20 protein-coding genes are annotated in these 25,373 nt (G+C 56.2%); 15 read left to right on the top strand and 5 right to left on the bottom strand.

From position 1 onward, the window contains the following. Positions 1-87: 87 nt before the first annotated feature. Entirely contained in the window at positions 88-876 is a 789-nt protein-coding gene (locus KO536_RS07510) for a VacJ family lipoprotein (RefSeq protein WP_133078131.1), read from the bottom strand. Further along, entirely contained in the window at positions 869-2,167 is a 1,299-nt protein-coding gene (locus KO536_RS07505) for a serine/threonine protein kinase (RefSeq protein WP_133078132.1), read from the bottom strand. The genes KO536_RS07510 and KO536_RS07505 overlap by 8 nt, the downstream gene beginning before the upstream one ends. Positions 2,168-2,394: 227 nt before the next feature. Here KO536_RS07505 and KO536_RS07500 point away from each other — a divergent pair, with 227 nt between their 5' ends. Next, positions 2,395-2,757, top strand: a complete 363-nt coding sequence (locus KO536_RS07500) for a hypothetical protein (RefSeq protein WP_133078133.1) — start codon at positions 2,395-2,397, stop codon at positions 2,755-2,757. A 103-nt stretch (positions 2,758-2,860) separates the two neighbouring features. Here the strand turns inward: KO536_RS07500 and KO536_RS07495 are convergent, their stop codons facing one another. Then, a complete protein-coding gene (locus KO536_RS07495) occupies positions 2,861-4,411 on the bottom strand; it encodes a beta (1-6) glucans synthase (protein WP_219261569.1) in 1,551 nt (516 codons plus the stop codon). 290 nt (positions 4,412-4,701) lie between these two features. Between KO536_RS07495 and KO536_RS07490 the strand changes: the two genes are divergently transcribed. The 3 genes from KO536_RS07490 (at position 4,702) to KO536_RS07480 (ending at position 7,749) form a co-directional block, all read left to right on the top strand. Beyond that, the gene (locus KO536_RS07490; RefSeq protein ID WP_133078135.1) at positions 4,702-5,559 is read left to right on the top strand and encodes a glycine betaine ABC transporter substrate-binding protein; all 858 of its coding nucleotides are present in this window, start codon (positions 4,702-4,704) and stop codon (positions 5,557-5,559) included. Between the two features lie 223 nt (positions 5,560-5,782). Further along, positions 5,783-6,094: a DUF485 domain-containing protein gene (locus KO536_RS07485; protein WP_133078136.1), complete on the top strand. Its 312-nt coding sequence runs from the start codon at positions 5,783-5,785 to the stop codon at positions 6,092-6,094. Beyond that, positions 6,091-7,749, top strand: coding sequence for a cation acetate symporter (locus KO536_RS07480; RefSeq protein ID WP_133078137.1), 1,659 nt, complete (start codon positions 6,091-6,093; stop codon positions 7,747-7,749). The genes KO536_RS07485 and KO536_RS07480 overlap by 4 nt, the downstream gene beginning before the upstream one ends. Before the next feature lie 247 nt (positions 7,750-7,996). Here the strand turns inward: KO536_RS07480 and gltA are convergent, their stop codons facing one another. Beyond that, complete coding sequence (gltA, locus tag KO536_RS07475; protein WP_019828565.1) at positions 7,997-9,286, bottom strand: citrate synthase; 1,290 nt, start codon at positions 9,284-9,286, stop codon at positions 7,997-7,999. Positions 9,287-9,636: 350 nt separating this feature from the next. On the opposite strand from gltA, the gene sdhC reads away from it, so the two are divergent. The 10 genes from sdhC (at position 9,637) to brnQ (ending at position 22,743) form a co-directional block, all read left to right on the top strand. After that, the gene (sdhC, locus tag KO536_RS07470; protein ID WP_019828563.1) at positions 9,637-10,023 is read left to right on the top strand and encodes a succinate dehydrogenase, cytochrome b556 subunit; all 387 of its coding nucleotides are present in this window, start codon (positions 9,637-9,639) and stop codon (positions 10,021-10,023) included. After that, complete coding sequence (sdhD, locus tag KO536_RS07465; protein ID WP_003446906.1) at positions 10,017-10,385, top strand: succinate dehydrogenase, hydrophobic membrane anchor protein; 369 nt, start codon at positions 10,017-10,019, stop codon at positions 10,383-10,385. The genes sdhC and sdhD overlap by 7 nt, the downstream gene beginning before the upstream one ends. A gap of 3 nt (positions 10,386-10,388) precedes the next feature. Next, positions 10,389-12,164: a succinate dehydrogenase flavoprotein subunit gene (gene sdhA / locus KO536_RS07460; protein WP_219261568.1), complete on the top strand. Its 1,776-nt coding sequence runs from the start codon at positions 10,389-10,391 to the stop codon at positions 12,162-12,164. An 11-nt stretch (positions 12,165-12,175) separates the two neighbouring features. Beyond that, entirely contained in the window at positions 12,176-12,880 is a 705-nt protein-coding gene (locus tag KO536_RS07455; RefSeq protein WP_133078138.1) for a succinate dehydrogenase iron-sulfur subunit, read from the top strand. A gap of 259 nt (positions 12,881-13,139) precedes the next feature. Continuing rightward, positions 13,140-15,971 (top strand): 2-oxoglutarate dehydrogenase E1 component, encoded by a 2,832-nt coding sequence (locus tag KO536_RS07450; protein WP_019828558.1) that lies wholly within the window; start codon positions 13,140-13,142, stop codon positions 15,969-15,971. Between the two features lie 41 nt (positions 15,972-16,012). Beyond that, on the top strand, positions 16,013-17,227 hold the full coding sequence (odhB, locus tag KO536_RS07445; RefSeq protein WP_019828557.1) for a 2-oxoglutarate dehydrogenase complex dihydrolipoyllysine-residue succinyltransferase: 1,215 nt from the start codon (positions 16,013-16,015) through the stop codon (positions 17,225-17,227). Between the two features lie 105 nt (positions 17,228-17,332). After that, the gene (gene lpdA / locus KO536_RS07440; protein ID WP_133078139.1) at positions 17,333-18,769 is read left to right on the top strand and encodes a dihydrolipoyl dehydrogenase; all 1,437 of its coding nucleotides are present in this window, start codon (positions 17,333-17,335) and stop codon (positions 18,767-18,769) included. Positions 18,770-18,995: 226 nt separating this feature from the next. Further along, positions 18,996-20,162: an ADP-forming succinate--CoA ligase subunit beta gene (gene sucC, locus KO536_RS07435; RefSeq protein ID WP_133078140.1), complete on the top strand. Its 1,167-nt coding sequence runs from the start codon at positions 18,996-18,998 to the stop codon at positions 20,160-20,162. Beyond that, on the top strand, positions 20,162-21,043 hold the full coding sequence (sucD, locus tag KO536_RS07430) for a succinate--CoA ligase subunit alpha (RefSeq protein WP_019408932.1): 882 nt from the start codon (positions 20,162-20,164) through the stop codon (positions 21,041-21,043). The genes sucC and sucD overlap by 1 nt, the downstream gene beginning before the upstream one ends. A 386-nt stretch (positions 21,044-21,429) precedes the next feature. Then, entirely contained in the window at positions 21,430-22,743 is a 1,314-nt protein-coding gene (brnQ, locus tag KO536_RS07425; protein WP_133078141.1) for a branched-chain amino acid transport system II carrier protein, read from the top strand. A gap of 169 nt (positions 22,744-22,912) precedes the next feature. Here brnQ and KO536_RS07420 read toward each other — a convergent pair whose 3' ends face one another. Next, positions 22,913-23,182: a hypothetical protein gene (locus KO536_RS07420; protein WP_133078142.1), complete on the bottom strand. Its 270-nt coding sequence runs from the start codon at positions 23,180-23,182 to the stop codon at positions 22,913-22,915. 233 nt (positions 23,183-23,415) lie between these two features. Here KO536_RS07420 and htpG point away from each other — a divergent pair, with 233 nt between their 5' ends. After that, positions 23,416-25,320 carry a molecular chaperone HtpG gene (gene htpG / locus KO536_RS07415; protein WP_219261567.1) on the top strand — a complete coding sequence of 635 codons (1,905 nt, stop codon included), beginning with the start codon at positions 23,416-23,418 and terminating at the stop codon, positions 25,318-25,320. Positions 25,321-25,373: the final 53 nt, after the last annotated feature.

Here is a 25,373-nt window from a genome sequence, read left to right as displayed (position 1 = left end):
AGGGCCTTTCACGCAACATTCAGGAGAACGGGTTGCTACGCAACCCTTCGCAGCCTGCGGCAGCGACTACGGGGTTTGCATACAACGCTACTCCGCAATCTGCAGTTTGCGGGCTTCGGTATAGATATAGCGCAGCTTGTCGTACTCAAACGGCGAGTCGAACTGGCCATAGCGGAAGCTGGTGTTGTAGCGCTTGTCGACCGCGCCCAGCACCCAGATTTCGGGATGGCGGGTACTTTCGTGAGGCACGTTGAGGAAGTTGATTTCCTGATTGACGCCAAAGTCGACCGCAAGGCCCGTGGTGTCGCGCAGGTTGGATGGGCCCAGGATCGGTAGCATCAGGTAGGCACCACCCGGTACGCCGTAAAAGCCCAGGGTCTGGCCGAAGTCTTCGCTCTGACGGGGCAGGCCCATCGCGGTGGCTGGATCCCACAGCCCGCCGATGCCTATTGTCGTGTTCAGCAACAGTCGCCCCGTAGTTTCCAGCGAGCGATGGCCCTTGAGCTGCAGCAGGCTGTTGAACAGGTTGGGCACATCCCCCAGGTTTTTGAAAAAGTTGCTCACGCCAGTGCGCAGAAAACTTGGCGTGACGTAGCGATAGCCATTGACCACCGGCAGGAAGACCCACTGATCAAAGCGGTAGTTGAAGTGGTAGATCCGGCGGTTGAGCGGTTCCAGCGGGTCATAGATGCTCAGCGCGTTCATGGTGGCGCGTTCAAACTCGCGCTGGTCCAGGCCCGGATTGAACTTCAGCAGTTTCAACGGCTGGGTGAAGCCGTCGACATCGGGTGTGAGCTCCGTGTGAGCCTTGCTGTTATCCGCTTGGGCGAAGCCTGCGCCGAGCAGGGCGGCGAGAAGCAATAATTGTTTAGCCACGGAAGAACTCCAGCATATCGTCAGCGTTGACACGGTAGTTGAGATTGCCGCAGTGGCCACCATATGGGTAAACCGTCAGGCGATTGCCGAAGGTCTTGCGCAGGAATCCCAGATCGCCTGGCCCCAGGATGATGTCGTCGGCGTTATGCATGACGGCAATTTTCGGGCTGTTTTTCAGGTAGTCCTGAAGTGCATACAGACTGACCTGGTCAATCAGTTGCAACAGGCTGCCGCCATCGGTTTTGGCGCGCCACATCGGAATCACCTGTTCAGTCAGGTAGCAGTCGAAATCACACTGCAACGAGCGCTTGAGGAACGGTGTCAGGCTGGTGCCTTCGGTGATCGGGTAATTGGGCGGCGTAATCAGACCGCGGCGGTTGATCAGGTCCGAGGTGAACACGATATCGGCCGACGAGAAGCGGAAAACGGTGCCGATCAGCATCGCCATCTGTTCGTTGGTCAGACGCTCCTTGGAATTTTGCAGGTCATAGACCAGGGCCGCATTGAGGTCCACATGGCCTTTGTCCTGGAAGTAGCGGGTCAGCTTGCCCAGTACCAGTTCGTAGAATGTCGTGGTGTTGTTGATGCCTTTGACCTCTGTCTGCACCAGCTTGTCGAGGTTGCTGATGGAGGTGAAGAGGTTGACCGGGGGGTTGAGCATCAACACTTTCTTGAAATTGAAACTCTTGCGGGTTTCATCCAAGTGGCTGACGAACGCTGCGTCCAGTGCTCCCAGGCTATAACCGGCCAGGTAGTAGTCGGTCACCGGGACGTGGGCCTGTTGGGCGCGCACGGCTTGCATCACGTGATACAGATCCTCGGCGTCATACTGGCTGATACCGGGGGTGGCCAGGCGCGAGGCCGCACTCATGAAGTCGTAGCTGGTCGGTGATGACAGCTGCACAACGTGGTAACCCTCTTGGTAGAAGAGTTTTTTCAGGTACTCGTTGAGGCTGCTGTCGTAAGCCGCACCGGTACCGGCAATCAAAAACATCAGCGGCGCCGGGTGATCCTGTTTGGCCATGCGGTAAGTCAGCTTTTTCACGGCCCAAAAGTTGGCGGGCAGCGTGAACTCGCGTTCGGGGCGCAGGCTCAGGGTGTAATCCGATTGATTGATGTCGTCTTCGTCAGGCAGCAGCGGGCGCATTTGCGGCGGCGTGGTGGCAATCGTGGCTTCAAACGGATTGGTGATCGGGTAGCCATAAGTTGCGGGATCGACATCGACCGCCTGCGCGGACGCACTCAAGATAAGGCTGCCAAGCAAGGCAACGAGGGGCAGAGAACGTAGCATGAAGACTATCCCTAAGAAGGTGCGCAAAAGATTCGCAGGCTATGACCACAGGGCTAGTGCTGAAGTGCCATATGGCGGCACTAAAAAACCCAAAAGAGTCTCGAAAAGGCAAAAAGCCACTCAAGATACACGCTGAATGACTTTAGTTAACAGATATCTCATTGCAAGGCTTGCATAGGCAAGGATGGGGATTAAGCTGGGCGCCGCTTTTGTCTATCGGAGTTTTTATGCGACCTCGTTTGCCGTTGATCTTGCTGCTTATCGCCCTGCCTGTATGGCTGGCAGCCAGTTATGGGTTGCGTTACGGCTTGATGGAAGACCCGCAGTGGGTTGGGACCTGTGTGGCCGAGGCTGCGCGTTGGGAGTGCCAGCTGCGTTCAAACCTGGGGTTGTTGATTCATTTCAGGGTGCTGGGTTGGGTTGCGTTGGTGCTGTCGATTGTCGCGTTTTTTGTGCGCGGGCACGTCGGCCGTGCGCTGGCGGTACTGGCCTTGTTGTCCGGTTTGCCTGCGCTGGCGCTCTACAACGCCAGCCTGGCAGTGTTTGCCGTTGTGATCGCCGGGTTGCGACTGGTTCGGGCGGCCAGGTAAGGCAATAGGAGCGGGCTTGCTCGTCAAGGCATCAACAACGCGGTCTGCCTGACAGATCGCGTCGCCTCTATCGCGAGCAAGCCCGCTCCCACAAGGTTGGGCGTTACGCTTTCTGTCGCACGCTACGCCACAATGCCATCACCATCAGAATGCTCACCAATGCCCACATCCAGGCCTGTTCGTTGTTCAGGCCCTCGCGGTACAGCTGCAGCGGTATGCCTGCGCCGATGATCAATGCCAGCAGGCCGAATTCACGGCGTGGTCCGTGTACCGGACGCAGCAGGTAAACCAGTGCAGGCAGTATCAGTGCTGCACTCGGGAAGCTGCGATAGCGCGGTTCAAACACCAGCCCCAGCATCATCACCGCACCGGCAAACCCTGCCGCTGCCAGCCACCAGCCAGCACGGCGCTCCAGCACATTGAACAGGCGCTCGCGCCAACCTTCTTTCTGGCCCAGAGCCAGCGCTGCATGTACCAATACAATCAGGTTCAAGCCGACCAGCAGGCCGGCCCAGGACCACTCTCCGGCATAGCGGCTGGTCACGGAGGCCAGTTCTGCCCAGGCCACGATGCTGCATCCCGCCACAGCGCCCAGTGCTGGCAGCAGCAGGGCTGAGCGTGGCGTGCGAACACGCCCGCCAAGCACCAGAGTGCTCAGAAACACCAGCGCACCCAACCCAAGCCAGGCAGGCCAGTGCGGCAGATTGGAAACTGGACCGGCCAGAATGCCCTTGTCCTGACGGTCCGCATCAAACAAGCCCCAATAGCCGCCAACTGCGCCTTCGCTGCCGCGCTTCCAGGGTTGGTCGAAGGCTTCGATCAGGTTGTACTTCCAGCCGTTTTGCTCGGCCAGGGTGACAAAACCGCGAATGTATTTGGCTTCATTGACCCGGCCGGGTACGGCGGTTTCGCGCTGGCGTCCTTCGCTGGGCCAGCCGGTCTCGCCGATCAGGATGTCCTTGGGCGCAAATTTGTTGCCGAATACCTGGCGGATCTGCGCGACATGGTTCACCGCTTGATCAATGCCTGCAGGGTCATCTTCCCAGTAAGGCAACAGGTGAATGGTCAGGAAGTCCACCGCCGGGGCGATTTCCGGATGCTGCAGCCAGAACTCCCAAACATCTGCATAGGTCACGGGTTGCTTGATCTGGCTTTTCACCTTGTCGATCAGCTTGACCAGTTGTGGTGCGGTGACTTCTTTGCGCAGCAAGGCCTCGTTGCCAACGATGACCGAACTGACGACGTCCGGGTTGGCATTGGCCGAGGCGATCAGGGCGTCGACTTCCTGTGCGGTGGCAACCGGGTCGCTGCTGACCCAGGCCCCGATCATCAGCTTCAGGCCGTGTTTGCGTGCAAGGTCTGGCAGGCCTTCAAGACCTGCCTGCGAATAGGTGCGGATGCACTGAAAGCGCGTGGCCAGCAACGCCAGGTCCGCGTCCATGCGCTCGGCCCGAGGCACGAAAGGCTGGTCGAACGGTGATTGGTCCTTGTCGAACGGCGTATACGACGCACATTGCAGTTTATGGGTCGGTGTTGCGGCATCAGGCAAAATCACCGGTTGGCCAAGGCCGTACCAGAAACCGGCAATGGCAAACATGCCCAGCAAGCAGGCAAGGAGATAAGGCAGCACGGGGAAGCGGGCAGTCGCAGACATGGTCGGGCCGTATGGGAGCAAAGCCGCGCATCTTACCTGCAATTGAGCAGGTGCAGCGCCCGCGTATAATTTTGACATGCAAAGTTCGGGCAGCCATCTGGGCAAAGCACGCAGGTATCAAATGGGTGTAGTGGCAATGTCGTTGCTGGTTGTATGGGGGTCGTCGTCAGAGCAGGACGGCAAGCAGTCGCGGTTGATGATCGGGTGCAAGTGATACGGGGTAGAAAAACCTTGTAGGAAACTTGAAGTGGCCCGGCACTCGTCGGGCCCGGCACTGTGGGGAATCAAAGATGAAGATGCGACGTATTTTGAGCGCGGGAGCAGCCTTGGTGCTGGCGATGAGTGCGGGCCTGGCGAGCGCCCAGAGCAAGCCGACCCTGAATATTGGCTATGTGGATGGTTGGTCGGACAGCGTGGCAACTACCCATGTGGCTGCCGAAGTCATCAAGCAAAAGCTGGGTTATGACGTGAAACTGATGCCCGTTGCGACCGGCATCATGTGGCAGGGCGTGGCCACGGGGAAACTGGACGCCATGCTGTCTGCCTGGTTGCCCGTTACTCATGGCGAGTACTGGGCGAAGAATAAAGACAAGGTGGTCGACTACGGGCCCAACTTCAAAGATGCAAAAATTGGCCTGATCGTTCCTGAGTATGTAAAGGCCCAGTCCATTGCCGATTTGAAGGGCAGCGACGAGTTCAAAAACAAGATCGTCGGTATTGATGCCGGCTCAGGTGTCATGCTCAAGACCGACCAGGCAATCAAGGATTATGACCTCAAGGGCTACAAGCTACAGGCAAGTTCCGGAGCGGCAATGACCTCGGAACTGGGTCGTGCCTATGCCAAAAACGAACCGATTGCCGTGACCGGCTGGGTGCCGCACTGGATGTTTGCCAAGTGGAAACTGCGTTTTCTCGAAGATCCCAAGTCCGTGTATGGCGCTGCAGAAACCGTTAATAGCATTGGCAGCAAAGAACTGGGTAAAAAAGCACCTGAAGTTGCAGAGTTTCTGGAGAAGTTTTCCTGGAACTCAAAAGATGAAATTGGTGAAGTAATGCTGGCTATTCAAGAGGGGGCAAAGCCTGAAGCGGCGGCCAAAGAGTGGGTCGCCAAGCACCCTGAGCGTGTGGCCGAGTGGACAGCTAAATAATCGCGAAGCGTCTAGCTCGCAGTACACAAGACCGCCTGGTGTTTACATCAGGCGGTTTTTGCATTTCTGGAGTTTCATGCTTATGTGCATCGTCCTTGCAGACTAGATAAAACGCGGGCTGCAGCTGATTCAGGGCTCTACTACTAAAGTCGTCTGGAATTGAATGTGCGGCGCCCTAATAGTGAAAACGTTCCATCTCATCTGTGCTGCGAGGACAAAAATAATGAACGACAGCATTTACCTCTCGATTCAAAACAGCCCGCGTTTCAAGGAGCTGGTTAAAAAAAGAGAGCGGTTCGCCTGGATTCTCTCGGCAATCATGCTCGGACTATATGCCGCCTTTATCCTGTTGATTGCTTATGGGTCACACATCATGGGGACCAAGTTGAGTCCCGGTTCGTCTATTACCTGGGGTATTCCGATTGGTGTGGGGTTGATTGTTTCAGCCTTCATTCTTACCGGTATCTATGTGCGCCGGGCCAATGGCGAGTTTGATGAGCTGAACAATGCAATTCTCAAGGAGGCAGGGCAATGATCGGGCGCCTATTGGCAACACTGGGCGTTGCAGCCCTTGCACCTGCGGTCTGGGCGGGAGAGGCCCTGACCGGCGAAGTGCAGAAGCAACCGCTTAATATCGCGGCGATCATCATGTTCGTCGTTTTTGTGGGTGCGACTCTGTGCATTACGTACTGGGCGTCAAAGCGTAACAAGTCTGCTGCCGACTACTATGCTGCGGGCGGCAAAATTACAGGTTTTCAGAACGGCCTGGCGATTGCGGGCGACTATATGTCCGCCGCCTCCTTCCTGGGTATTTCCGCGCTGGTTTACACCTCTGGCTACGATGGCCTGATCTATTCGATCGGCTTTCTGGTGGGTTGGCCCATCATCCTGTTCCTGATCGCAGAGCGTTTGCGTAACCTGGGCAAGTACACCTTTGCTGACGTTGCCTCGTACCGTTTGGGTCAAACCCAGATCCGCTCGCTGTCGGCTTGCGGTTCATTGGTGGTGGTTGCGTTCTACCTCATTGCGCAAATGGTCGGTGCCGGCAAGCTGATTCAGCTGCTGTTCGGCCTGGACTACCACGTTGCGGTGATCCTGGTAGGCATTCTGATGTGCATGTATGTGTTGTTCGGCGGCATGCTGGCCACTACTTGGGTGCAAATCATCAAAGCGGTGATGTTGTTGTCGGGTGCGACGTTCATGGCCGTGATGGTAATGAAACACGTCAACTTTGATTTCAATGCCTTGTTTGCCGAAGCCGTCAAAATTCACCCTAAAGGTGAGGCGATCATGAGCCCGGGCGGCCTGGTTAAAGACCCGATCTCGGCCTTTTCCCTCGGTCTGGCCCTGATGTTCGGTACTGCCGGCCTACCACATATCCTGATGCGCTTCTTCACCGTTAGCGATGCCAAGGAAGCCCGCAAGAGCGTGTTCTACGCAACTGGCTTTATCGGTTACTTCTACATCCTGACCTTCATCATCGGTTTTGGCGCGATCATCCTGGTCAGCACCAACCCTGCATTCAAAGACGCTGCTGGCGCCTTGCTGGGCGGTAACAACATGGCGGCCGTGCATCTGGCTGATGCGGTGGGCGGCAGTATGTTCCTGGGCTTTATCTCGGCCGTAGCCTTCGCCACTATCCTTGCGGTAGTTGCGGGTCTGACCCTGGCCGGTGCCTCGGCGGTGTCTCACGACCTTTATGCAAGCGTAATCAAGAAGGGCAAGGCCAACGACAAGGATGAGATTCGCGTTTCCAAGATCACTACCATCGCCCTGGCGGTGCTGGCGATTGGCTTGGGCATCCTGTTCGAAAGCCAGAACATCGCATTCATGGTGGGCCTGGCGTTCTCCATTGCTGCGAGCTGCAACTTCCCTGTGCTGCTGCTTTCCATGTACTGGAAAAACCTCACCACTCGCGGCGCCATGATTGGCGGCTGGATGGGGCTGGTCAGTGCGGTTGGCTTGATGATCCTGGGCCCGACCATCTGGGTGCAGATCCTGCATCATGAGAAAGCAATCTTCCCTTACGAGTACCCAGCACTGTTCTCCATGATCATTGCGTTCGCGGGTATCTGGTTCTTCTCTATTACCGACAAATCCAAGGCGGCAGAGAAAGAGCGTGCGTTGTTCTTCCCGCAGTTTGTGCGTTCGCAGACGGGTCTTGGGGCGAGCGGGGCGGTGGATCACTAATCAGCGGCAGGCGTTATGTGTAAAGCAATCCCCCTGTCGTGAGGCAGGGGGATTTTTTTGTGTTGAGGTTTGGTGGGAGGGGGCTTGCTCGCGATGGCAGCACTGCGGCCTGTCAAGCGGGCCACGGCGATACCGTCGCTCCCACAGCAGTCAGTTCTGCACAGGGTTAAAACGGCGCAAAACAAAAACGGCCTCTATATATAGAGGCCGTCTTGTGTGCAGCTAAGACTATATCGTGGGATATGCCTTACTTGCGGTCTTCCAGGTTGGTCAGGTCACGCTGCTCGTAACCGGTGTACAGCTGGCGCGGACGGCCAATCTTGTACGGGCTGGAGAGCATTTCTTTCCAGTGCGAGATCCAGCCGACTGTACGCGACAGGGCGAAGATCACGGTGAACATGCTGGTTGGAATGCCGATCGCCTTGAGGATGATCCCCGAGTAGAAGTCGACGTTCGGGTACAGCGAGCGCTCGATGAAGTACGGGTCGGTCAGAGCGATCTCTTCCAGGCGCATGGCCAGTTCGAGTTGCGGATCGTTCTGGATGCCCAGTTCTTTAAGCACTTCGTCGCAGGTCTTTTTCATCACTGTGGCGCGTGGGTCGCGGTTTTTATAAACCCGGTGACCAAAGCCCATCAGTTTGAACGGATCGTTTTTGTCCTTGGCCTTGGCGATGAACGTGTCGATGTTCGAAACATCGCCAATTTCGTCGAGCATGGTCAACACGGCTTCGTTTGCACCGCCGTGGGCAGGGCCCCACAGTGCGGCGATACCGGCAGCAATACAGGCGAACGGGTTGGCACCCGAAGAGCCCGCCAGACGCACGGTAGAGGTCGAGGCATTCTGTTCGTGGTCAGCGTGCAGGATAAAGATCTTATCCATTGCCTTGGCCAGCACCGGGCTGATCGGTTTGATCTCGCACGGTGTGTTGAACATCATGTGCAGGAAGTTTTCGGCGTAGGTCAGGTCGTTACGCGGGTACATCATGGGTTGACCCATGGAGTACTTGTAAACCATCGCTGCCAGGGTTGGCATCTTGGCAACCAGACGGATCGCGGAAATTTCGCGATGCTGCGGGTTATTGATGTCCAGGGAGTCGTGGTAGAAGGCCGAGAGGGCGCCGACTACACCGCACATGACCGCCATCGGGTGGGCGTCACGACGGAAGCCGTTGAAGAACGTCTTCAACTGCTCGTGAACCATTGTGTGGTTCTTCACGGTGCTGACAAATTGAGCCTTCTGCTCTGCAGTCGGCAGTTCGCCGTTCAGCAGCAGGTAAGCGGTCTCAAGGTAGTCAGAGTGTTCAGCCAGCTGTTCAATCGGGTAGCCGCGGTGCAGCAGGATACCGTTGTCACCATCAATATAGGTGATCTTCGACTCGCAAGATGCGGTCGACATGAAGCCAGGGTCAAATGTGAATCGGCCCGTTGCCGTTAGGCCTCGCACATCGATTACATCGGGACCCACGGTGCCAGTTAAAATGGGCAGCTCGACGGGGGCTGCGCCCTCGATGATCAACTGCGCTTTTTTGTCAGCCATGTGGCCTCCTATTTATGCTTGAAATCATCAGACAGACCCCCCACGCAGGGCCCGCACCACTATAGTGAGATAAATTTGAATGTCAATTTGCCTAAAGTCTTGCTGTACAAGGCTTTGGGGAGTCATTTTTCGCGAATATCCCTGCCGTTTACGCCTTTTATAGCCAGAGCGCAATGCGCTATTAGGGGGAGGTCTTTGCGTTGTCATTAGCGACCTAACTGTCTATACTCGGCAGCCGACCGCCAGGGGCTTTTGGGCCTGTTTAGATGGGGGTCGTCACTCCCGGGTGGTGGGTACCTGACCAGTGCGCATCCCAACAAACTTGCCCTGATTGTTAGGGGCTCTTCAGTGTGAAAAAAGCCGTGAATAGCCAACGACCTGTAAACCTAGACCTAAGGACCATCAAACTCCCCATCACCGGCGTTACGTCATTTCTGCACCGTGTATCGGGCATTATTCTTTTTCTCGGCCTGGGCATCATGCTTTATGCATTGAGCAAATCCCTGGGTTCGGAAGAAGGTTATGCCGAGGTGAAGGCATGCTTGACCAGTCCTCTGGCCAAATTCGTTGCGTGGGGCCTGCTCTCTGCCTTGCTGTATCACCTGGTTGCCGGTGTGCGCCACTTGATCATGGACATGGGCATCGGTGAGACGCTTGAAGGCGGCCGACTGGGCTCGAAAATTGTAATCGTCATTTCCGTGGTGATGATTGTTCTGGCGGGAGTTTGGATATGGTAACCAGCGTTACGAACCTGTCGCGTTCGGGCCTCTATGACTGGATGGCACAGCGTGTGTCTGCGGTTGTTCTAGCGGCTTATTTCATTTTCCTGATCGGATACCTCGTTGCGAACCCTGGCATTGGCTACGCCCAATGGCATGAGCTGTTTGCAAGCAACTGGATGCGTATCTTCAGCCTGCTGGCCCTTGTTGCTCTGGGCGCACACGCCTGGGTAGGCATGTGGACCATCGCGACCGACTACCTGACGCCAATGGCGCTGGGCAAGTCCGCGACAGCAGTACGTTTCCTCTTCCAGGCAGTCTGCGGCGTTGCAATGTTCGCTTACTTCGTCTGGGGTGTGCAGATTCTTTGGGGTATCTGATTCATGGCTAACACAGTTAATACACTTTCGTTCGACGCCATTATTATTGGCGGCGGCGGTGCTGGCATGCGCGCTGCTCTGCAGCTGGCACAAGGTGGTCACAAGACTGCCGTAATCACCAAGGTTTTCCCGACTCGTTCGCACACTGTATCGGCTCAGGGTGGCATCACCTGCGCGATCGCTTCTGCAGATCCGAACGATGACTGGCGCTGGCACATGTACGATACCGTCAAGGGTTCCGACTATATCGGTGACCAGGACGCTATCGAGTACATGTGTTCCGTAGGTCCGGAAGCCGTGTTCGAACTTGAGCACATGGGTCTGCCGTTCTCCCGTACCGAACAGGGTCGTATCTATCAGCGTCCTTTCGGTGGTCAGTCCAAGGACTTCGGTAAAGGCGGCCAGGCTGCCCGTACTTGCGCTGCAGCCGACCGTACCGGTCACGCGCTGTTGCACACCCTGTACCAGGCCAACCTGAAGGCTGGCACTGTATTCCTGAACGAATACTACGGTGTCGATCTGGTTAAGAACGAGGCTGGCGATTTCGTCGGCATGATCGTTATCTGCATCGAAACCGGTGAAACCTCCTACGTTCGCGCTAACGCCACCGTACTGGCGACTGGCGGTGCAGGTCGTATCTACTCTTCGACTACCAACGCCCTGATCAACACCGGTGACGGTATTGGCATGGCGCTGCGTGCTGGCGTGCCGGTACAGGACATCGAGATGTGGCAGTTCCACCCAACCGGTATTGCCGGCGCCGGTGTACTGGTTACTGAAGGTTGCCGCGGTGAAGGTGGATACCTGATCAACAAGCACGGCGAGCGTTTCATGGAGCGTTATGCTCCGAACGCCAAAGACCTTGCCGGTCGTGACGTAGTCGCTCGCTCGATGGTTAAGGAAATCATCGCGGGCAACGGTTGCGGTCCGGATGGCGACCACGTGATGCTGAAACTCGATCACCTGGGTGAAGAAGTTCTGCACAGCCGTCTGCCTGGTATCTGCGAACTGTCGAAAACGTTCGCGCACGTTGACCCGGTTCTGGCTCCAGTTCCAGTGGTTCCTACCTGCCACTATATGATGGGCGGCGTTGCCACCAACATTCATGGCCAGGCAATCACTCAGGACGCTGACGGCGTTGACCAGATCATCCCTGGCCTGTTCGCAGTGGGTGAAGTGGCTTGCGTATCGGTACACGGTGCCAACCGTCTGGGCGGCAACTCGTTGCTCGACCTGGTGGTATTCGGTCGTGCTGCCGGCCTGTTCCTTGAGCAGACCCTGAAAGAAGGCGTTGATTACGCTCGTCCGCGCCAGTCCGACATCGACGCTGCTCTGGCACGTCTGGATGGCCTGAACTCGCGTACCGACGGCGAAGACGTGGCAACCCTGCGTAAAGAGCTGCAGAGCTGCATGCAGAACTACTTCGGTGTATTCCGTACTGGCGAATACATGCAGAAGGGCATTGCCCAGCTGGCAGATCTGCGCAAGCGCATTGCCAACGTGAAAATCAACGATAAGAGCCAGGCGTTCAACACCGCTCGTATCGAAGCCCTTGAGCTGCAAAACCTGCTCGAAGTGGCTGAAGCGACTGCAATCGCTGCTGAAGTTCGTAAAGAATCGCGCGGTGCTCACGCCCGTGAAGACTTCGAAGATCGTGACGACGTTAACTGGCTGTGCCACACCCTGTACTTCCCGGGTGACAAGCGCGTAGCCAAGCGTGCGGTGAACTTCTCGCCGAAAACCGTTCCGACCTTCGAGCCTATGGTTCGGACTTACTAAGGGTGGCCGATATGTTGAAAGTCAGTGTTTATCGTTACAACCCTGATCAGGACGCCGCTCCGTTCATGCAGGAATTCGAGGTCAATACCCACGGTAAAGACCTGATGGTGCTGGACGTACTGGCCCTGATCAAAGAGCAGGACGAGGGTTTCTCTTATCGTCGCTCTTGCCGTGAGGGCGTTTGCGGCTCCGACGGCATGAACATCAACGGCAAAAACGCTTTGGCGTGCGTCACGCCACTGTCTGCTGTCGTTAAAGGCAACAAGCTGATCGTTCGTCCACTACCAGGTTTGCCGGTTATCCGTGACCTGGTCGTCGATATGAGCATCTTCTACAAGCAATACGAAAAAGTTAAGCCGTTCCTGCAGAACGATACTCCGGCTCCGGCCATCGAGCGTCTGCAATCGCCAGAAGAGCGTGAAAAGCTCGACGGTCTGTACGAGTGCATCCTGTGCGCTTGCTGCTCGACCTCGTGCCCGTCCTTCTGGTGGAACCCGGACAAGTTCCTGGGCCCTGCTGCACTGTTGCAAGCCTACCGCTTCCTGGCTGACAGCCGTGACACCAAGACCAGCGAGCGTCTGGCTTCACTGGATGACCCGTTCAGCGTATTCCGCTGCCGCGGGATCATGAACTGCGTAAACGTGTGTCCGAAGGGCTTGAACCCGACTAAGGCCATCGGTCACGTGCGTAGCATGCTGCTGCAAAGCGGCGTGTGATCCAAGGCTGTACCGCAGGACCGCTTTAACCGTAAATGCTGCGGCGCAGGCTTCAACCGGCGCCGTAGTTTTAACCTGAGCAACAGCTCAAAAGCTGCGGCTCTTATTTTGAAGAAATGAGACCAGCAGGGGCATCCGGGCTGGTACCCGGACTATCAGCGTGATCCTAAGTGGCTTGTTTTAGTCGCTGTATTCGGACTTTCTCAAGCATGCTCTGGTGTTCTCGTCGATGGTGTCCCCTAACCGAGGGTGACCAAGCATGCAAGAAAGCGTGATGCAGCGCATGTGGAACAGCGGCTATCTTTCAGGTGGTAACGCTGCCTATGTGGAAGAGCTCTATGAGCTCTACCTGCACGACCCTAACGCTGTGCCAGAAGAATGGCGCACCAAATTTCAGACGTTGCCTACTGACGGCAACTCTGCCAACGATGTTTCGCACTCCACAATCCGCGATCATTTCGTGCTGCTGGCAAAGAACCAGCGCCGCGCCCAACCGGTTTCCGCCGGGAGCGTGAGCAGTGAGCACGAGAAGAAGCAGGTTGAAGTGCTGCGATTGATCCAGGCCTATCGGATGCGCGGCCACCAGGCAGCCCAGCTTGATCCGCTGGGACTGTGGCAGCGTCCTGCACCTGCAGACCTGTCGATCAATCATTACGGCTTGACCAATGCCGATCTTGATACGACCTTCCGTGCCGGCGACCTGTACATCGGCAAAGAGGAAGCGAGCCTACGCGAAATTCTCGAAGCGTTGCAGCAGACATATTGCCGCACCATCGGCGCAGAGTTCACGCACATCGTCGATTCCGAGCAGCGCCACTGGTTTGAACAGCGCCTCGAAAGCGTACGCGGCCGCCCAACGTATTCGGCTGAAGTCAAAGGCCATCTGCTTGAGCGCGTGACTGCTGCTGAAGGTCTGGAAAAGTACCTGGGTACCAAATACCCGGGCACCAAGCGTTTCGGCCTGGAAGGTGGCGAGAGCCTGATTCCTTTGCTGGACGAGCTGATCCAGCGTTCGGGCAACTACGGCACCAAGGAAATCGTTATCGGCATGGCCCACCGTGGCCGTCTGAACGTATTGGTGAACACCTTCGGTAAAAACCCGCGTGAGTTGTTCGACGAGTTCGAAGGCAAGAAAAAGATCGAGCTGGGTTCCGGTGACGTCAAATACCACCAGGGCTTCTCCTCCAACGTCATGACCGGTGGTGGCGAAGTTCACCTGGCAATGGCGTTCAACCCGTCCCACCTGGAAATTGTTTCTCCAGTGGTTGAAGGGTCTGTACGTGCTCGCCAGGACCGTCGTAACGACAGCACCGGCGAAAAAGTACTGCCAATTTCCATCCACGGTGATGCTGCATTCGCAGGTCAGGGCGTGGTCATGGAAACCTTCCAGATGTCGCAAACTCGCGGCTTCAAGACGGGCGGCACCATTCATCTGGTGATCAACAACCAGGTGGGCTTCACCATCAGCAATCCGGAAGACTCGCGCTCCACCGAGTACTGCACGGACGTTGCGAAAATGATCCAGGCACCGATCCTCCATGTGAATGGTGATGATCCGGAAGCCGTTCTGTTCGTAACCCAGCTGGCTATCGACTACCGCATGCAGTTCAAGCGTGACGTCGTGATCGACCTGTTCTGCTACCGCCGTCGCGGTCACAACGAGGCCGACGAGCCAAACGGTACTCAGCCGCTGATGTATCAGCAGATCGCCAAGCAGCGCACTACCCGTGAACTGTATGCCGAACGTCTGACGCAAGAAAAAGTGGTGGACGCAGAACGCGTTCAGGCCAAGATCGACGAATACCGCAACGCGCTGGACAACGGCCTGCATGTTGTGAAAAGTCTGGTCAAAGAGCCGAACAAAGAACTGTTCGTAGACTGGCGCCCATACCTGGGTCACGCCTGGACTGCACGTCACGACACCCGTTTTGATCTCAAGACCCTGCAAGAACTGTCTGCCAAGCTGCTGGAAATTCCGGAAGGCTTCGTTGTTCAGCGCCAGGTTGCGAAGATCTACGAAGATCGTCAAAAAATGCAAGCCGGCGGCCTGCCGATCAACTGGGGTTATGCCGAAACAATGGCATACGCAACCCTGCAGTTCGAAGGTCACCCGATTCGCATGACGGGTCAGGACATCGGCCGCGGTACGTTCTCGCACCGTCACGCCGTGCTGCACAACCAGAAAGATGCTGGCACCTACATTCCTCTGAAGCACCTGTTTGAAGGTCAGCCACGTTTTGACCTGTACGACTCGTTGCTGTCGGAAGAAGCGGTATTGGCGTTCGAATACGGCTACTCGACCACCACGCCTAACGCGCTGGTGATCTGGGAAGCCCAGTTCGGCGACTTCGCCAACGGCGCCCAGGTTGTAATCGACCAGTTCATCACCAGCGGCGAGCACAAGTGGGGCCGTCTGTGCGGTCTGACCATGCTGCTGCCACACGGTTATGAAGGTCAGGGCCCGGAGCACTCCTCTGCACGTCTTGAGCGTTACCTGCAGCTGTGCGCCGAGCACAATATTCAGGTGTGCGTGCCGACTACTCCTGCGCAGATTTATCACCTGCTGCGCCGTCAGGTCATCCGTCCGCTGCGCAAGCCGCTGATCGTCCTGACTCCGAAGTCGTTGCTGCGTCACAAATTGGCAATCTCGACCCTGGAAGATCTGGCCGAAGGTTCGTTCCAGACCGTTATTCCGGAAATCGATGCACAAGATCCGGCGAAAGTCGGTCGTATCGTGCTGTGTAGCGGCAAGGTCTACTACGACCTGCTGGAAAAACGCCGTGCCGAAGGTCGTGATGACATCGCCATCGTGCGTCTTGAGCAGCTGTACCCGTTCCCTGAGGACGACTTGATTGAAGTCCTGGCTCCGTACAAAAACGCCAAACATATTGTCTGGTGTCAGGAAGAGCCGATGAACCAGGGTGCCTGGTACTGCAGCCAGCACCACATGCGCCGCATCATCAGCGGTCACGACAAATCTCTCGTACTTGAGTACGCGGGCCGTGACGCTTCTGCTGCACCTGCTTGTGGTTACGCATCGATGCACGCTGAGCAACAGGCAAAACTGTTGCAAGACGCGTTCACTGTTTAACGCCTTCGCGCACTGAAACCGAATTTAAGGAACCAAAGAACATGGCTATCGAGATCAAAGCCCCAACATTTCCGGAATCGGTTGCCGATGGCACCGTTGCCACCTGGCACAAACAACCGGGCGACGCTGTAAAGCGCGACGACCTGATTGTTGACATCGAAACCGACAAGGTTGTGCTGGAAGTGCTGGCAACAGCTGACGGCGTACTGGGCGCTATCGTCAAGAACGAAGGCGACACCGTTCTGTCCGACGAAGTTCTGGGCTCCATCGTTGAAGGCGGCGTTGCTGCTGCACCAGCCGCTGCTGCACCGGCTGCTCAGGCTGCTGCTCCAGCTGGCGAAGGCGAAGACGATCCAGTGGCTGCGCCTGCTGCTCGCAAGATCGCTGAAGAAAACGGTATCAACATTGCTTCCGTTGCCGGTACTGGCAAAGGCGGTCGTGTGACCAAGGAAGACGTAGTTGCCGCTGTTGCTGCCAAAAAGGCCGCGCCTGCTGCTGCGCCTGCCAAGGCTGCCGCACCTGCCGCTGCTGCTCCGGTTTTCGCTGCTGGTGACCGCGTAGAAAAACGCGTTCCAATGACCCGCGTTCGTGCCACAGTGGCCAAGCGTCTGGTTGAAGCTCAATCGAACATGGCGATGCTGACCACTTTCAACGAAGTGGACATGACTGAAATCATGGCACTGCGTTCGAAGTACAAGGACCTGTTCGAGAAGTCGCACAACGGTGTACGTCTGGGCTTCATGTCGTTCTTCGTCAAGGCCGCTACCGAAGCGCTGAAACGCTTCCCGGCGGTCAACGCTTCGATCGACGGTTCCGACATCGTTTACCACGGCTTCGCCGACATCGGTGTTGCTGTATCCAGCGACCGTGGTCTGGTAGTTCCGGTTCTGCGTAACGCCGAACTGATGAGCCTGGCTGAAATCGAAGGCGGCATTGCTGCTTACGGCAAAAAAGCCCGTGACGGCAAACTGTCCATCGACGAAATGACCGGTGGTACGTTCACCATCACTAACGGTGGTACTTTCGGTTCGATGATGTCGACCCCGATCGTTAACCCGCCGCAAGCCGCGATCCTGGGCATGCACAACATCCTTCAGCGTCCAATGGCAATCAACGGTCAGGTCGTAATCCGTCCGATGATGTATTTGGCTCTGTCTTACGATCACCGCTTGATCGATGGCAAAGAAGCTGTAAGTTTCCTGGTAGCAATCAAAAACCTGCTGGAAGACCCGGCTCGTCTGCTGCTGGATATCTAATAGAAGCGGCTGCAAGCTTCAGGTGCCAGGCTGCGAGAAAAAGCAGCTTGGCTTTGGCTTGTAGCGTGCTGCTGACAGCTTGTAGCTAATAGAGGATCTATTTTCATGTCTCAGAAATTTGACGTTGTAGTGATTGGTGCGGGCCCTGGCGGCTACGTTGCTGCCATCAAGGCTGCTCAACTGGGCCTTTCGACTGCTTGCATCGAAAAATACACCGACAAGGAAGGCAAACTGGCGCTGGGCGGTACTTGCCTGAACGTTGGCTGCATTCCATCCAAGGCGCTGCTGGACAGCTCCTGGAAGTACCACGAAGCCAAGGATGCATTTGCCATCCACGGCATCACCACCGGTGAAGTGAAGATGGACGTTGCTGCGATGGTTGGCCGTAAAGCCAACATCGTTAAAGGTCTGACTTCCGGCGTTGCTACCCTGTTCAAGGCTAACGGCGTTACTTCCCTGCAAGGTCACGGCAAACTGCTGGCCGGCAAGAAAGTTGAACTGACCAAGCCAGACGGCACTGTCGAAATCATCGAAGCCGAGAACGTGATTCTGGCTTCGGGCTCGCGTCCGATCGACATTCCACCTGCTCCAGTTGATAACAACGTCATCGTTGATTCGACCGGCGCCCTGGAATTCCAATCCGTACCCAAGCGTCTGGGCGTTATCGGCGCTGGCGTTATCGGTCTGGAACTGGGTTCGGTATGGTCCCGTCTGGGTGCTCAGGTAACGGTTCTGGAAGCTCTGGACACGTTCCTGATGGCTGCTGACGCTGCCGTATCCAAAGAAGCCTACAAAACCCTGACCAAACAAGGTCTGGACATCAAGCTGGGCGCTCGCGTTACCGGTTCCAAGGTTAACGGCGAAGAAGTCGTTGTGACCTACACCGACGCCAACGGCGAACAGACCATCACCTTCGACAAGCTGATCGTAGCCGTTGGTCGCCGTCCGGTGACTACCGAACTGCTGGCAGCTGACAGCGGCGTGACCATCGACGAGCGCGGTTTCGTGTTTGTTGACGATCATTGCGCGACCAGCGTACCGGGCGTTTTCGCCATTGGTGACGTGGTACGTGGCATGATGCTGGCACACAAGGCATCGGAAGAAGGCATCATGGTTGTCGAGCGCATCAAAGGTCACAAGACCGAGATGAACTACGACCTGATTCCATCGGTTATTTACACTCACCCGGAGATCGCGTGGGTCGGTAAAACCGAACAGGCCTTGAAAGCTGAAGGCGTTGAAGTTAACGTCGGCACCTTCCCGTTTGCAGCCAGTGGCCGTGCCATGGCAGCAAACGACACCGGTGGCTTTGTTAAAGTCATCGCTGATGCCAAAACTGACCGCGTACTGGGCGTCCACGTGATTGGCCCGAGCGCAGCAGAGCTGGTTCAGCAAGGCGCGATCGGTATGGAATTCGGCACCAGCGCTGAAGATCTGGGCATGATGGTTTTCTCCCATCCAACCCTGTCTGAAGCCTTGCACGAAGCAGCACTGGCAGTGAATGGCGGCGCCATCCACATTGCCAACCGCAAGAAACGTTAAGACCAGACAATAAGAAACCACGGCGGTTTGCCCGTCGTGAGCCTTGCTAGCAAGCCTCACCGCGGAACTTCCGCCGGACGCAGTCTTGTCTTGTTTGACTCAGGCCCGGCTCCGCTCACGCGGGTGTCGGGCTTGTAAAGGCAGCACAAGCAGCAGTCACAGGTGGTGCGGCACTAATAAAAGTGCAGCGCCGAATGCGCAGTACCTAACGAAGACGGTAAAAAGCATGAATCTTCACGAGTATCAGGGTAAGCAGCTGTTCGCTGAATACGGCCTGCCAGTATCCAAGGGTTATGCAGTAGACACCCCGGAAGCAGCCGCAGAAGCTTGCGACAAAATCGGTGGGACCGAATGGGTTGTCAAAGCCCAGGTTCACGCAGGTGGTCGCGGTAAAGCGGGCGGCGTTAAGCTGGTTCGCAGCAAAGAAGACGCTAAAGCATTCGCACAACAGTGGTTGGGCAAGCGTCTGGTGACTTACCAGACTGATGCCAATGGTCAGCCGGTCACCAAGATCCTGGTTGAATCGTGCACTGATATCGCTAAAGAGCTGTACCTGGGCGCTGTCGTTGACCGTTCCAGCCGTCGTATCGTATTCATGGCTTCCACCGAAGGTGGCGTGGATATCGAGAAGATCGCTCACGACACTCCAGAAAAAATTCTGAAAGCAACTATCGATCCACTGGTTGGCGCTCAGCCATTCCAGGGTCGCGAGTTGGCTTTCCAGTTGGGTCTGGAAGGCAAGCAAGTTACTCAGTTCGCCAAGATCTTCGTAGGTCTGGCCAAACTGTTCAAGGATCACGATCTGGCCCTGCTGGAAGTGAACCCGCTGGTTATCAAGGCTGACGGCGATCTGCACTGCCTTGATGCAAAAATCAACATCGACGCTAACGCCATGTACCGTCAGGCCAAGCTGAAAACTTTCCACGATCCGTCGCAAGACGATCCGCGCGAAGCGCACGCTGCCAAGTTCGAACTGAACTACGTAGCACTGGAAGGCAACATCGGCTGCATGGTAAACGGCGCTGGTCTGGCGATGGGCACCATGGACATCGTTAACCTGCATGGCGGCAAGCCAGCCAACTTCCTCGACGTTGGCGGCGGTGCTACCAAAGAACGCGTTACCGAAGCGTTCAAGATCATCCTGTCCGACAGCAATGTCGCTGCAGTACTGGTCAACATCTTCGGCGGCATCGTTCGTTGCGACATGATTGCCGAAGGCATCATCGGTGCAGTGAAAGAAGTCGGCGTGAAAATCCCGGTGGTTGTTCGCCTTGAAGGCAACAACGCTGAACTGGGCGCTAAAGTACTGGCAGAAAGCGGCTTGAACATCATCGCTGCTACCAGCTTGACCGACGCTGCTCAACAAGTTGTTAAAGCTGCGGAGGGCAAGTAATGAGCGTCCTGATCAATAAAGACACCAAAGTTATCTGCCAGGGCATCACTGGTTCGCAGGGCAGCTTCCACACCCAGCAAGCCATCGAATACGGCACCAAGATGGTTGGTGGCGTTACTCCGGGCAAAGGCGGCACCACTCACCTGGACCTGCCTGTTTTCAACACTGTGAAAGAAGCCGTAGCTGCCACTGGCGCAACCGCCAGCGTTATCTACGTACCGGCTCCTTTCTGCAAGGACTCCATCCTTGAAGCAGCTTTCGGCGGCATCAAGCTGATCGTTTGCATCACTGAAGGCATTCCTACCCTGGACATGCTGGACGCTAAAGTTAAGTGCGACGAACTGGGTGTTACCCTGATCGGCCCTAACTGCCCAGGCGTTATCACTCCAGGCGAATGCAAGATCGGCATCATGCCAGGTCACATTCACTTGCCAGGCAAAGTAGGCATCGTGTCGCGTTCCGGCACCCTGACTTACGAAGCTGTTAAGCAAACTACTGACGCCGGTTTCGGTCAGTCGACTTGCGTAGGCATCGGTGGTGACCCGATCCCTGGTTCCAACTTCATCGACATCCTGAAGTTGTTCCAGGAAGACCCGAAGACCGAAGCGATCGTAATGATCGGTGAGATCGGCGGTTCGGCTGAAGAAGAAGCGGCTGCCTACATCAAGGCACACGTGACCAAGCCAGTTGTTTCCTACATCGCTGGTGTGACTGCCCCTGCTGGCAAGCGCATGGGCCATGCTGGCGCAATCATCTCTGGCGGCAAGGGCACTGCAGACGAGAAGTTTGCTGCTCTGGAAGACGCAGGCGTTAAAACCGTGCGTTCGCTGGCAGACATCGGCAAGGCTCTGTCCGAGCTGACTGGCTGGGCAATCAAATAAGCCACGCGCTTAGCTGATAGCTACACCAGACAAAGGCCACCTTCGGGTGGCCTTTGTGCGTTCTGGCAGAAGTGTTTGTAACCGCCGCCGAAGGAACGAGGCAGCGCCTACCCAATCGCGGCAGTCCCAACGCTGCAAAACCACATCAAATCATTTTTCGATGTCATCCAGGCGACAACTGCGTTCGTTCATCGGACAGTCCGCCCTCTAACAGTGCGTTGTAGGAAAAAAATCGGTAATCTTGCCGCCATTCTGCATTTCTGCGTGTGCATCCCAAAAGGAAGCCGCGCGCTAGACGGGTCGGACTTATACAGACCGACAGCATTTCCCACATCCGCACGGGAAATTCCCCTCTAATTCCGATTCAGTAGTGTGGTATTTCCGTAATGAAAGTATTGAAAGGCCAGGACATCCTGGCACTTGGGTTTATGACTTTTGCCCTGTTCGTTGGGGCTGGCAACATCATTTTCCCGCCAATCGTTGGCCTGCAGGCTGGACCTAACGTCTGGATGGCCGCATTGGGCTTCCTGATCACCGCGGTAGGTCTGCCGGTGGTCACTGTTATTGCGCTCGCCAAGGTTGGCGGCGGAATGGACGCACTGAGCAGCCCGATCGGTAAAGTGGCTGGCGGCTTGCTCGCGGCTGTGGCCTATCTGGCTGTTGGTCCGTTGTTCGCCACCCCGCGTACCGCCACCGTATCCTTCGAGGTCGGTCTGGCGCCGTTGACGGGTGAAAGCCCGCTGGCGCTGTTCTTGTACAGCTCGGTGTACTTCCTGATTGTGTTCTTCGTTTCGCTGTATCCGGGTCGTCTGCTCGACACGGTAGGGCGCTTCCTTGCACCGTTGAAGATCATCGCACTGGCGATTCTCGGTATTGCCGCTGTTGCCTTGCCTGCGGGTGATATTGGCGTTGCGACCCCTGAATACGTCGCCGCACCCTTCTCTCAAGGGTTTATCAATGGCTACCTGACCATGGATACCCTGGGCGCGCTGGTGTTCGGCATTGTGATCGTGAACGCCATTCGCTCCCGTGGGGTTGAGTCGCCGAAGCTGATTACCCGTTACGCAATCATTGCCGGCCTGATCGCCGGTGTTGGCCTTGCGCTGGTCTACATCAGCCTGTTCCGCCTGGGGGCGGGCAGCCATGAAGTGGCGGCGGGCGCAACCAATGGCGCGGCAGTACTGCACGCCTATGTACAGCATACGTTCGGTTCCCTGGGCAGCGGCTTCCTGGCTGTACTGATTGCCCTGGCTTGCCTGGTAACGGCGGTGGGCCTGACGTGCGCCTGTGCTGAATACTTCAGCACGGTGTTGCCACTGTCTTACAAGACTCTGGTGATTATCCTTGCGGTGTTCTCGCTGGCCGTGTCGAACCTTGGTCTGACGCAGTTGATCGCCTTCTCCATCCCGCTGCTGACGGCGATTTACCCGCCGTGCATCGTGCTGGTGGCGTTGAGTTTCTGCAAAGGCCTGTGGCATGCCCAGGCGCGGATCGTGGGTCCGGTGATGCTGGTGTCGTTCATCTTCGGTTCGATCGATGCGCTCAAAGGTGCAGGCCTGGCTGGCTGGATTCCTAGCCAGCTTGCGAATATGCCCTTCAGCGACCAAGGTTTGGCGTGGCTGGTGCCATGCCTCGTGACCTTGGTGGGCGCATTTATTTGCGACCGTCTGCTGGGCAAGCGTGCTGAAGCACTCGCGTAATTATTCGGTTCGCCAAAAGCGTTCCTGAATACCTGAAAAAGCCCTGCATCTCACGGATGCAGGGCTTTTTTATGGCGCTGTGTTCGGGTATCGAAGCAAGAAATCTTGAGCCCGGGACACAACAAAGCCCGCACTTGGCGGGCTTTGTGTTACCTCACAAAAAGCCGTATTACTTGCTTTCTGGAGTTGCCACTGGAGCAGCAGGAGTAGCAGGAGCGGCTTCTTCAGCGGCGGCTTTGTTGGACTCGGCCTGAGCTTTGGCAGCTTCGGCGTTTTCTTTCGCCGCGTCGTTCACTTTGTCCTGGGCTTCAGACATTTTTTCTTGAGCTTGCTCAGCGTGCTGAGTGGCTTCCTGGGCTTTATCTTCGGACTTCTTGTCACACGCAGCCAGACCAAGGGTGGCAGCCAGCATCAAGGCAACAGCAAAAGTATTACGCATGGGGTGTTTCTCCTTATGAGTAGATCTACGGGGCGTTTGAGCATTGGCTCAATGCTTAAGTTCCATGCTTTCAGACATATATAAGTAAAGCATCCTAGGTCGAAACGGCTGGTAAAAAACCGATGCCTTGCCATCAGGCCTTGAAATTTGAACCTGAGCCCCCAACTTTCATGACATCCCGCCGCCAACCCACTAGGGCGTGGCTCATGCCATCCAATCGGAGTTTGATAACAATGAGCGTGGAAACTCAAAAAGAAACCCTGGGCTTCCAGACCGAGGTCAAGCAACTGCTGCACCTCATGATCCATTCGCTGTACTCCAACAAGGAAATTTTCCTTCGCGAATTGATCTCGAACGCCTCTGATGCTGTCGACAAATTACGTTTTGAAGCACTGTCCAAGCCTGAGCTGCTGGAGGGCGGTGCCGATCTTAAAATCCGTGTGAGCTTCGACAAGGACGCCAACACCGTCACCCTCGAAGACAACGGTATCGGTATGAACCGTGATGACGTGATCACCCACTTGGGTACGATTGCGAAATCCGGCACAGCTGATTTCATGAAAAACCTGACAGGCGATCAGAAGAAAGACTCGCACCTGATCGGTCAGTTCGGTGTGGGCTTCTATTCCGCCTTTATCGTCGCCGACAAGGTTGACGTCTACAGCCGCCGTGCCGGGACTCCTGCCAGCGAAGGCGTGCACTGGTCCTCCAGGGGCGAAGGCGAGTTTGAAGTTGCCACCGTCGAAAAAGCTGATCGCGGCACCAAGATTGTTCTGCACCTGAAGTCCGGCGAATCCGAGTTCGCTGACGGCTGGCGCTTGCGCAACATCATCAAGAAGTACTCCGACCATATCGCCTTGCCGATCGAGCTGCCTAAAGAGCAAACCGTTGCCGAAGGCGAAGAAACACCTGCGCTGGAATGGGAAACCGTTAACCGCGCAAGTGCCCTGTGGACTCGCCCTCGTACTGAAGTCAAGGACGAGGAATACCAGGAGTTCTACAAGCACATTGCCCACGATTACGAGAACCCGCTGGCCTGGAGCCACAACAAGGTTGAAGGCAAGCTGGAATACAGCTCGCTGCTCTACGTGCCGGCACGTGCGCCATTCGACCTGTACCAGCGTGAAGCGCCTAAAGGCCTGAAGCTGTACGTACAGCGTGTATTCGTGATGGACCAGGCCGAGTCGTTCCTGCCTCTGTACCTGCGCTTCATCAAGGGCGTGATCGACTCCAACGACCTGTCGCTGAACGTGTCGCGGGAAATCCTGCAAAAAGACCCGATCATCGACTCGATGAAGACCGCGCTGACCAAGCGTGTACTCGACATGCTGGAAAAACTGGCGAAGAACGAGCCTGAGAAATACCAGGGCTTCTGGAAAAACTTCGGCCAGGTGATGAAAGAAGGCCCGGCTGAAGATTTCGCCAACAAGGAAAAAATCGCCGGTCTGCTGCGTTTCGCTTCGACCCATGGTGACGACGGCGAACAAAACGTTTCTCTGGTCGACTACCTGGCTCGCGCCAAGGAAGGTCAGGACAAGATCTACTACCTGACCGGCGAAACCTACGCGCAGGTCAAAAACAGCCCACACCTCGAAGTCTTCCGCAAGAAAGGCATCGAAGTCCTGCTGTTGACCGACCGTATCGACGAGTGGCTGATGAGCTACCTCAGCGATTTCGACGGCAAGAGCTTTGTGGACGTTGCACGCGGCGACCTCGATCTGGGCAACCTGGACTCCGAAGAGGACAAGAAAGCTGCAGAAGAAGTGGCCAAGGCCAAAGAAGGTCTGGTTGAACGCATCAAGGCAGCCCTGGGTGAAAGCGTCAGCGAAGTGCGTGTATCCCACCGTCTGACTGATTCCCCGGCGATTCTGGCCATCGGCGAGCAGGACCTGGGCATGCAAATGCGTCAGATCCTGGAAGCTAGCGGTCAGAAAGTGCCTGAGTCCAAGCCTATCTTCGAGTTCAACCCGGCTCACCCGCTGATCGAGAAACTCGATGCAGAGCAGAGCGAAGAGCGTTTTGGCGACCTGTCGCACATCCTCTTCGATCAGGCGGCCCTGGCAGCCGGTGACAGTTTGAAAGACCCTGCGGCTTATGTCCGTCGGCTTAACAAATTGTTAGTAGAGTTGTCGGTCTAACCGCGCTATAAAAACCCGCTTCGGCGGGTTTTTTTTGTTTTGAGCTCAGGAGT

The organism is Pseudomonas sp. NKUCC02_KPG (assembly GCF_019345465.1).
In the GTDB taxonomy this organism is placed as follows: Bacteria; Pseudomonadota; Gammaproteobacteria; order Pseudomonadales; family Pseudomonadaceae; genus Aquipseudomonas.
This window is presented reverse-complemented; position numbering and strand designations above follow the sequence as displayed.

Excerpts from the sequence above, each read along its gene's own strand:
- KO536_RS07505 (WP_133078132.1), bottom strand. The coding sequence starts at position 2,167 with ATGCTACGTTCTCTGCCCCTCGTTGCCTTGCTTGGCAGCCTTATCTTG.
- KO536_RS07500 (WP_133078133.1), top strand. The coding sequence starts at position 2,395 with ATGCGACCTCGTTTGCCGTTGATCTTGCTGCTTATCGCCCTGCCTGTA.
- KO536_RS07495 (WP_219261569.1), bottom strand. The coding sequence starts at position 4,411 with ATGTCTGCGACTGCCCGCTTCCCCGTGCTGCCTTATCTCCTTGCCTGC.
- KO536_RS07490 (WP_133078135.1), top strand. The coding sequence starts at position 4,702 with ATGAAGATGCGACGTATTTTGAGCGCGGGAGCAGCCTTGGTGCTGGCG.
- KO536_RS07485 (WP_133078136.1), top strand. The coding sequence starts at position 5,783 with ATGAACGACAGCATTTACCTCTCGATTCAAAACAGCCCGCGTTTCAAG.
- KO536_RS07480 (WP_133078137.1), top strand. The coding sequence starts at position 6,091 with ATGATCGGGCGCCTATTGGCAACACTGGGCGTTGCAGCCCTTGCACCT.
- gltA (WP_019828565.1), bottom strand. The coding sequence starts at position 9,286 with ATGGCTGACAAAAAAGCGCAGTTGATCATCGAGGGCGCAGCCCCCGTC.
- sdhD (WP_003446906.1), top strand. The coding sequence starts at position 10,017 with ATGGTAACCAGCGTTACGAACCTGTCGCGTTCGGGCCTCTATGACTGG.
- sdhA (WP_219261568.1), top strand. The coding sequence starts at position 10,389 with ATGGCTAACACAGTTAATACACTTTCGTTCGACGCCATTATTATTGGC.
- KO536_RS07455 (WP_133078138.1), top strand. The coding sequence starts at position 12,176 with ATGTTGAAAGTCAGTGTTTATCGTTACAACCCTGATCAGGACGCCGCT.
- KO536_RS07450 (WP_019828558.1), top strand. The coding sequence starts at position 13,140 with ATGCAAGAAAGCGTGATGCAGCGCATGTGGAACAGCGGCTATCTTTCA.
- odhB (WP_019828557.1), top strand. The coding sequence starts at position 16,013 with ATGGCTATCGAGATCAAAGCCCCAACATTTCCGGAATCGGTTGCCGAT.
- lpdA (WP_133078139.1), top strand. The coding sequence starts at position 17,333 with ATGTCTCAGAAATTTGACGTTGTAGTGATTGGTGCGGGCCCTGGCGGC.
- sucC (WP_133078140.1), top strand. The coding sequence starts at position 18,996 with ATGAATCTTCACGAGTATCAGGGTAAGCAGCTGTTCGCTGAATACGGC.
- sucD (WP_019408932.1), top strand. The coding sequence starts at position 20,162 with ATGAGCGTCCTGATCAATAAAGACACCAAAGTTATCTGCCAGGGCATC.
- brnQ (WP_133078141.1), top strand. The coding sequence starts at position 21,430 with ATGAAAGTATTGAAAGGCCAGGACATCCTGGCACTTGGGTTTATGACT.
- KO536_RS07420 (WP_133078142.1), bottom strand. The coding sequence starts at position 23,182 with ATGCGTAATACTTTTGCTGTTGCCTTGATGCTGGCTGCCACCCTTGGT.
- htpG (WP_219261567.1), top strand. The coding sequence starts at position 23,416 with ATGAGCGTGGAAACTCAAAAAGAAACCCTGGGCTTCCAGACCGAGGTC.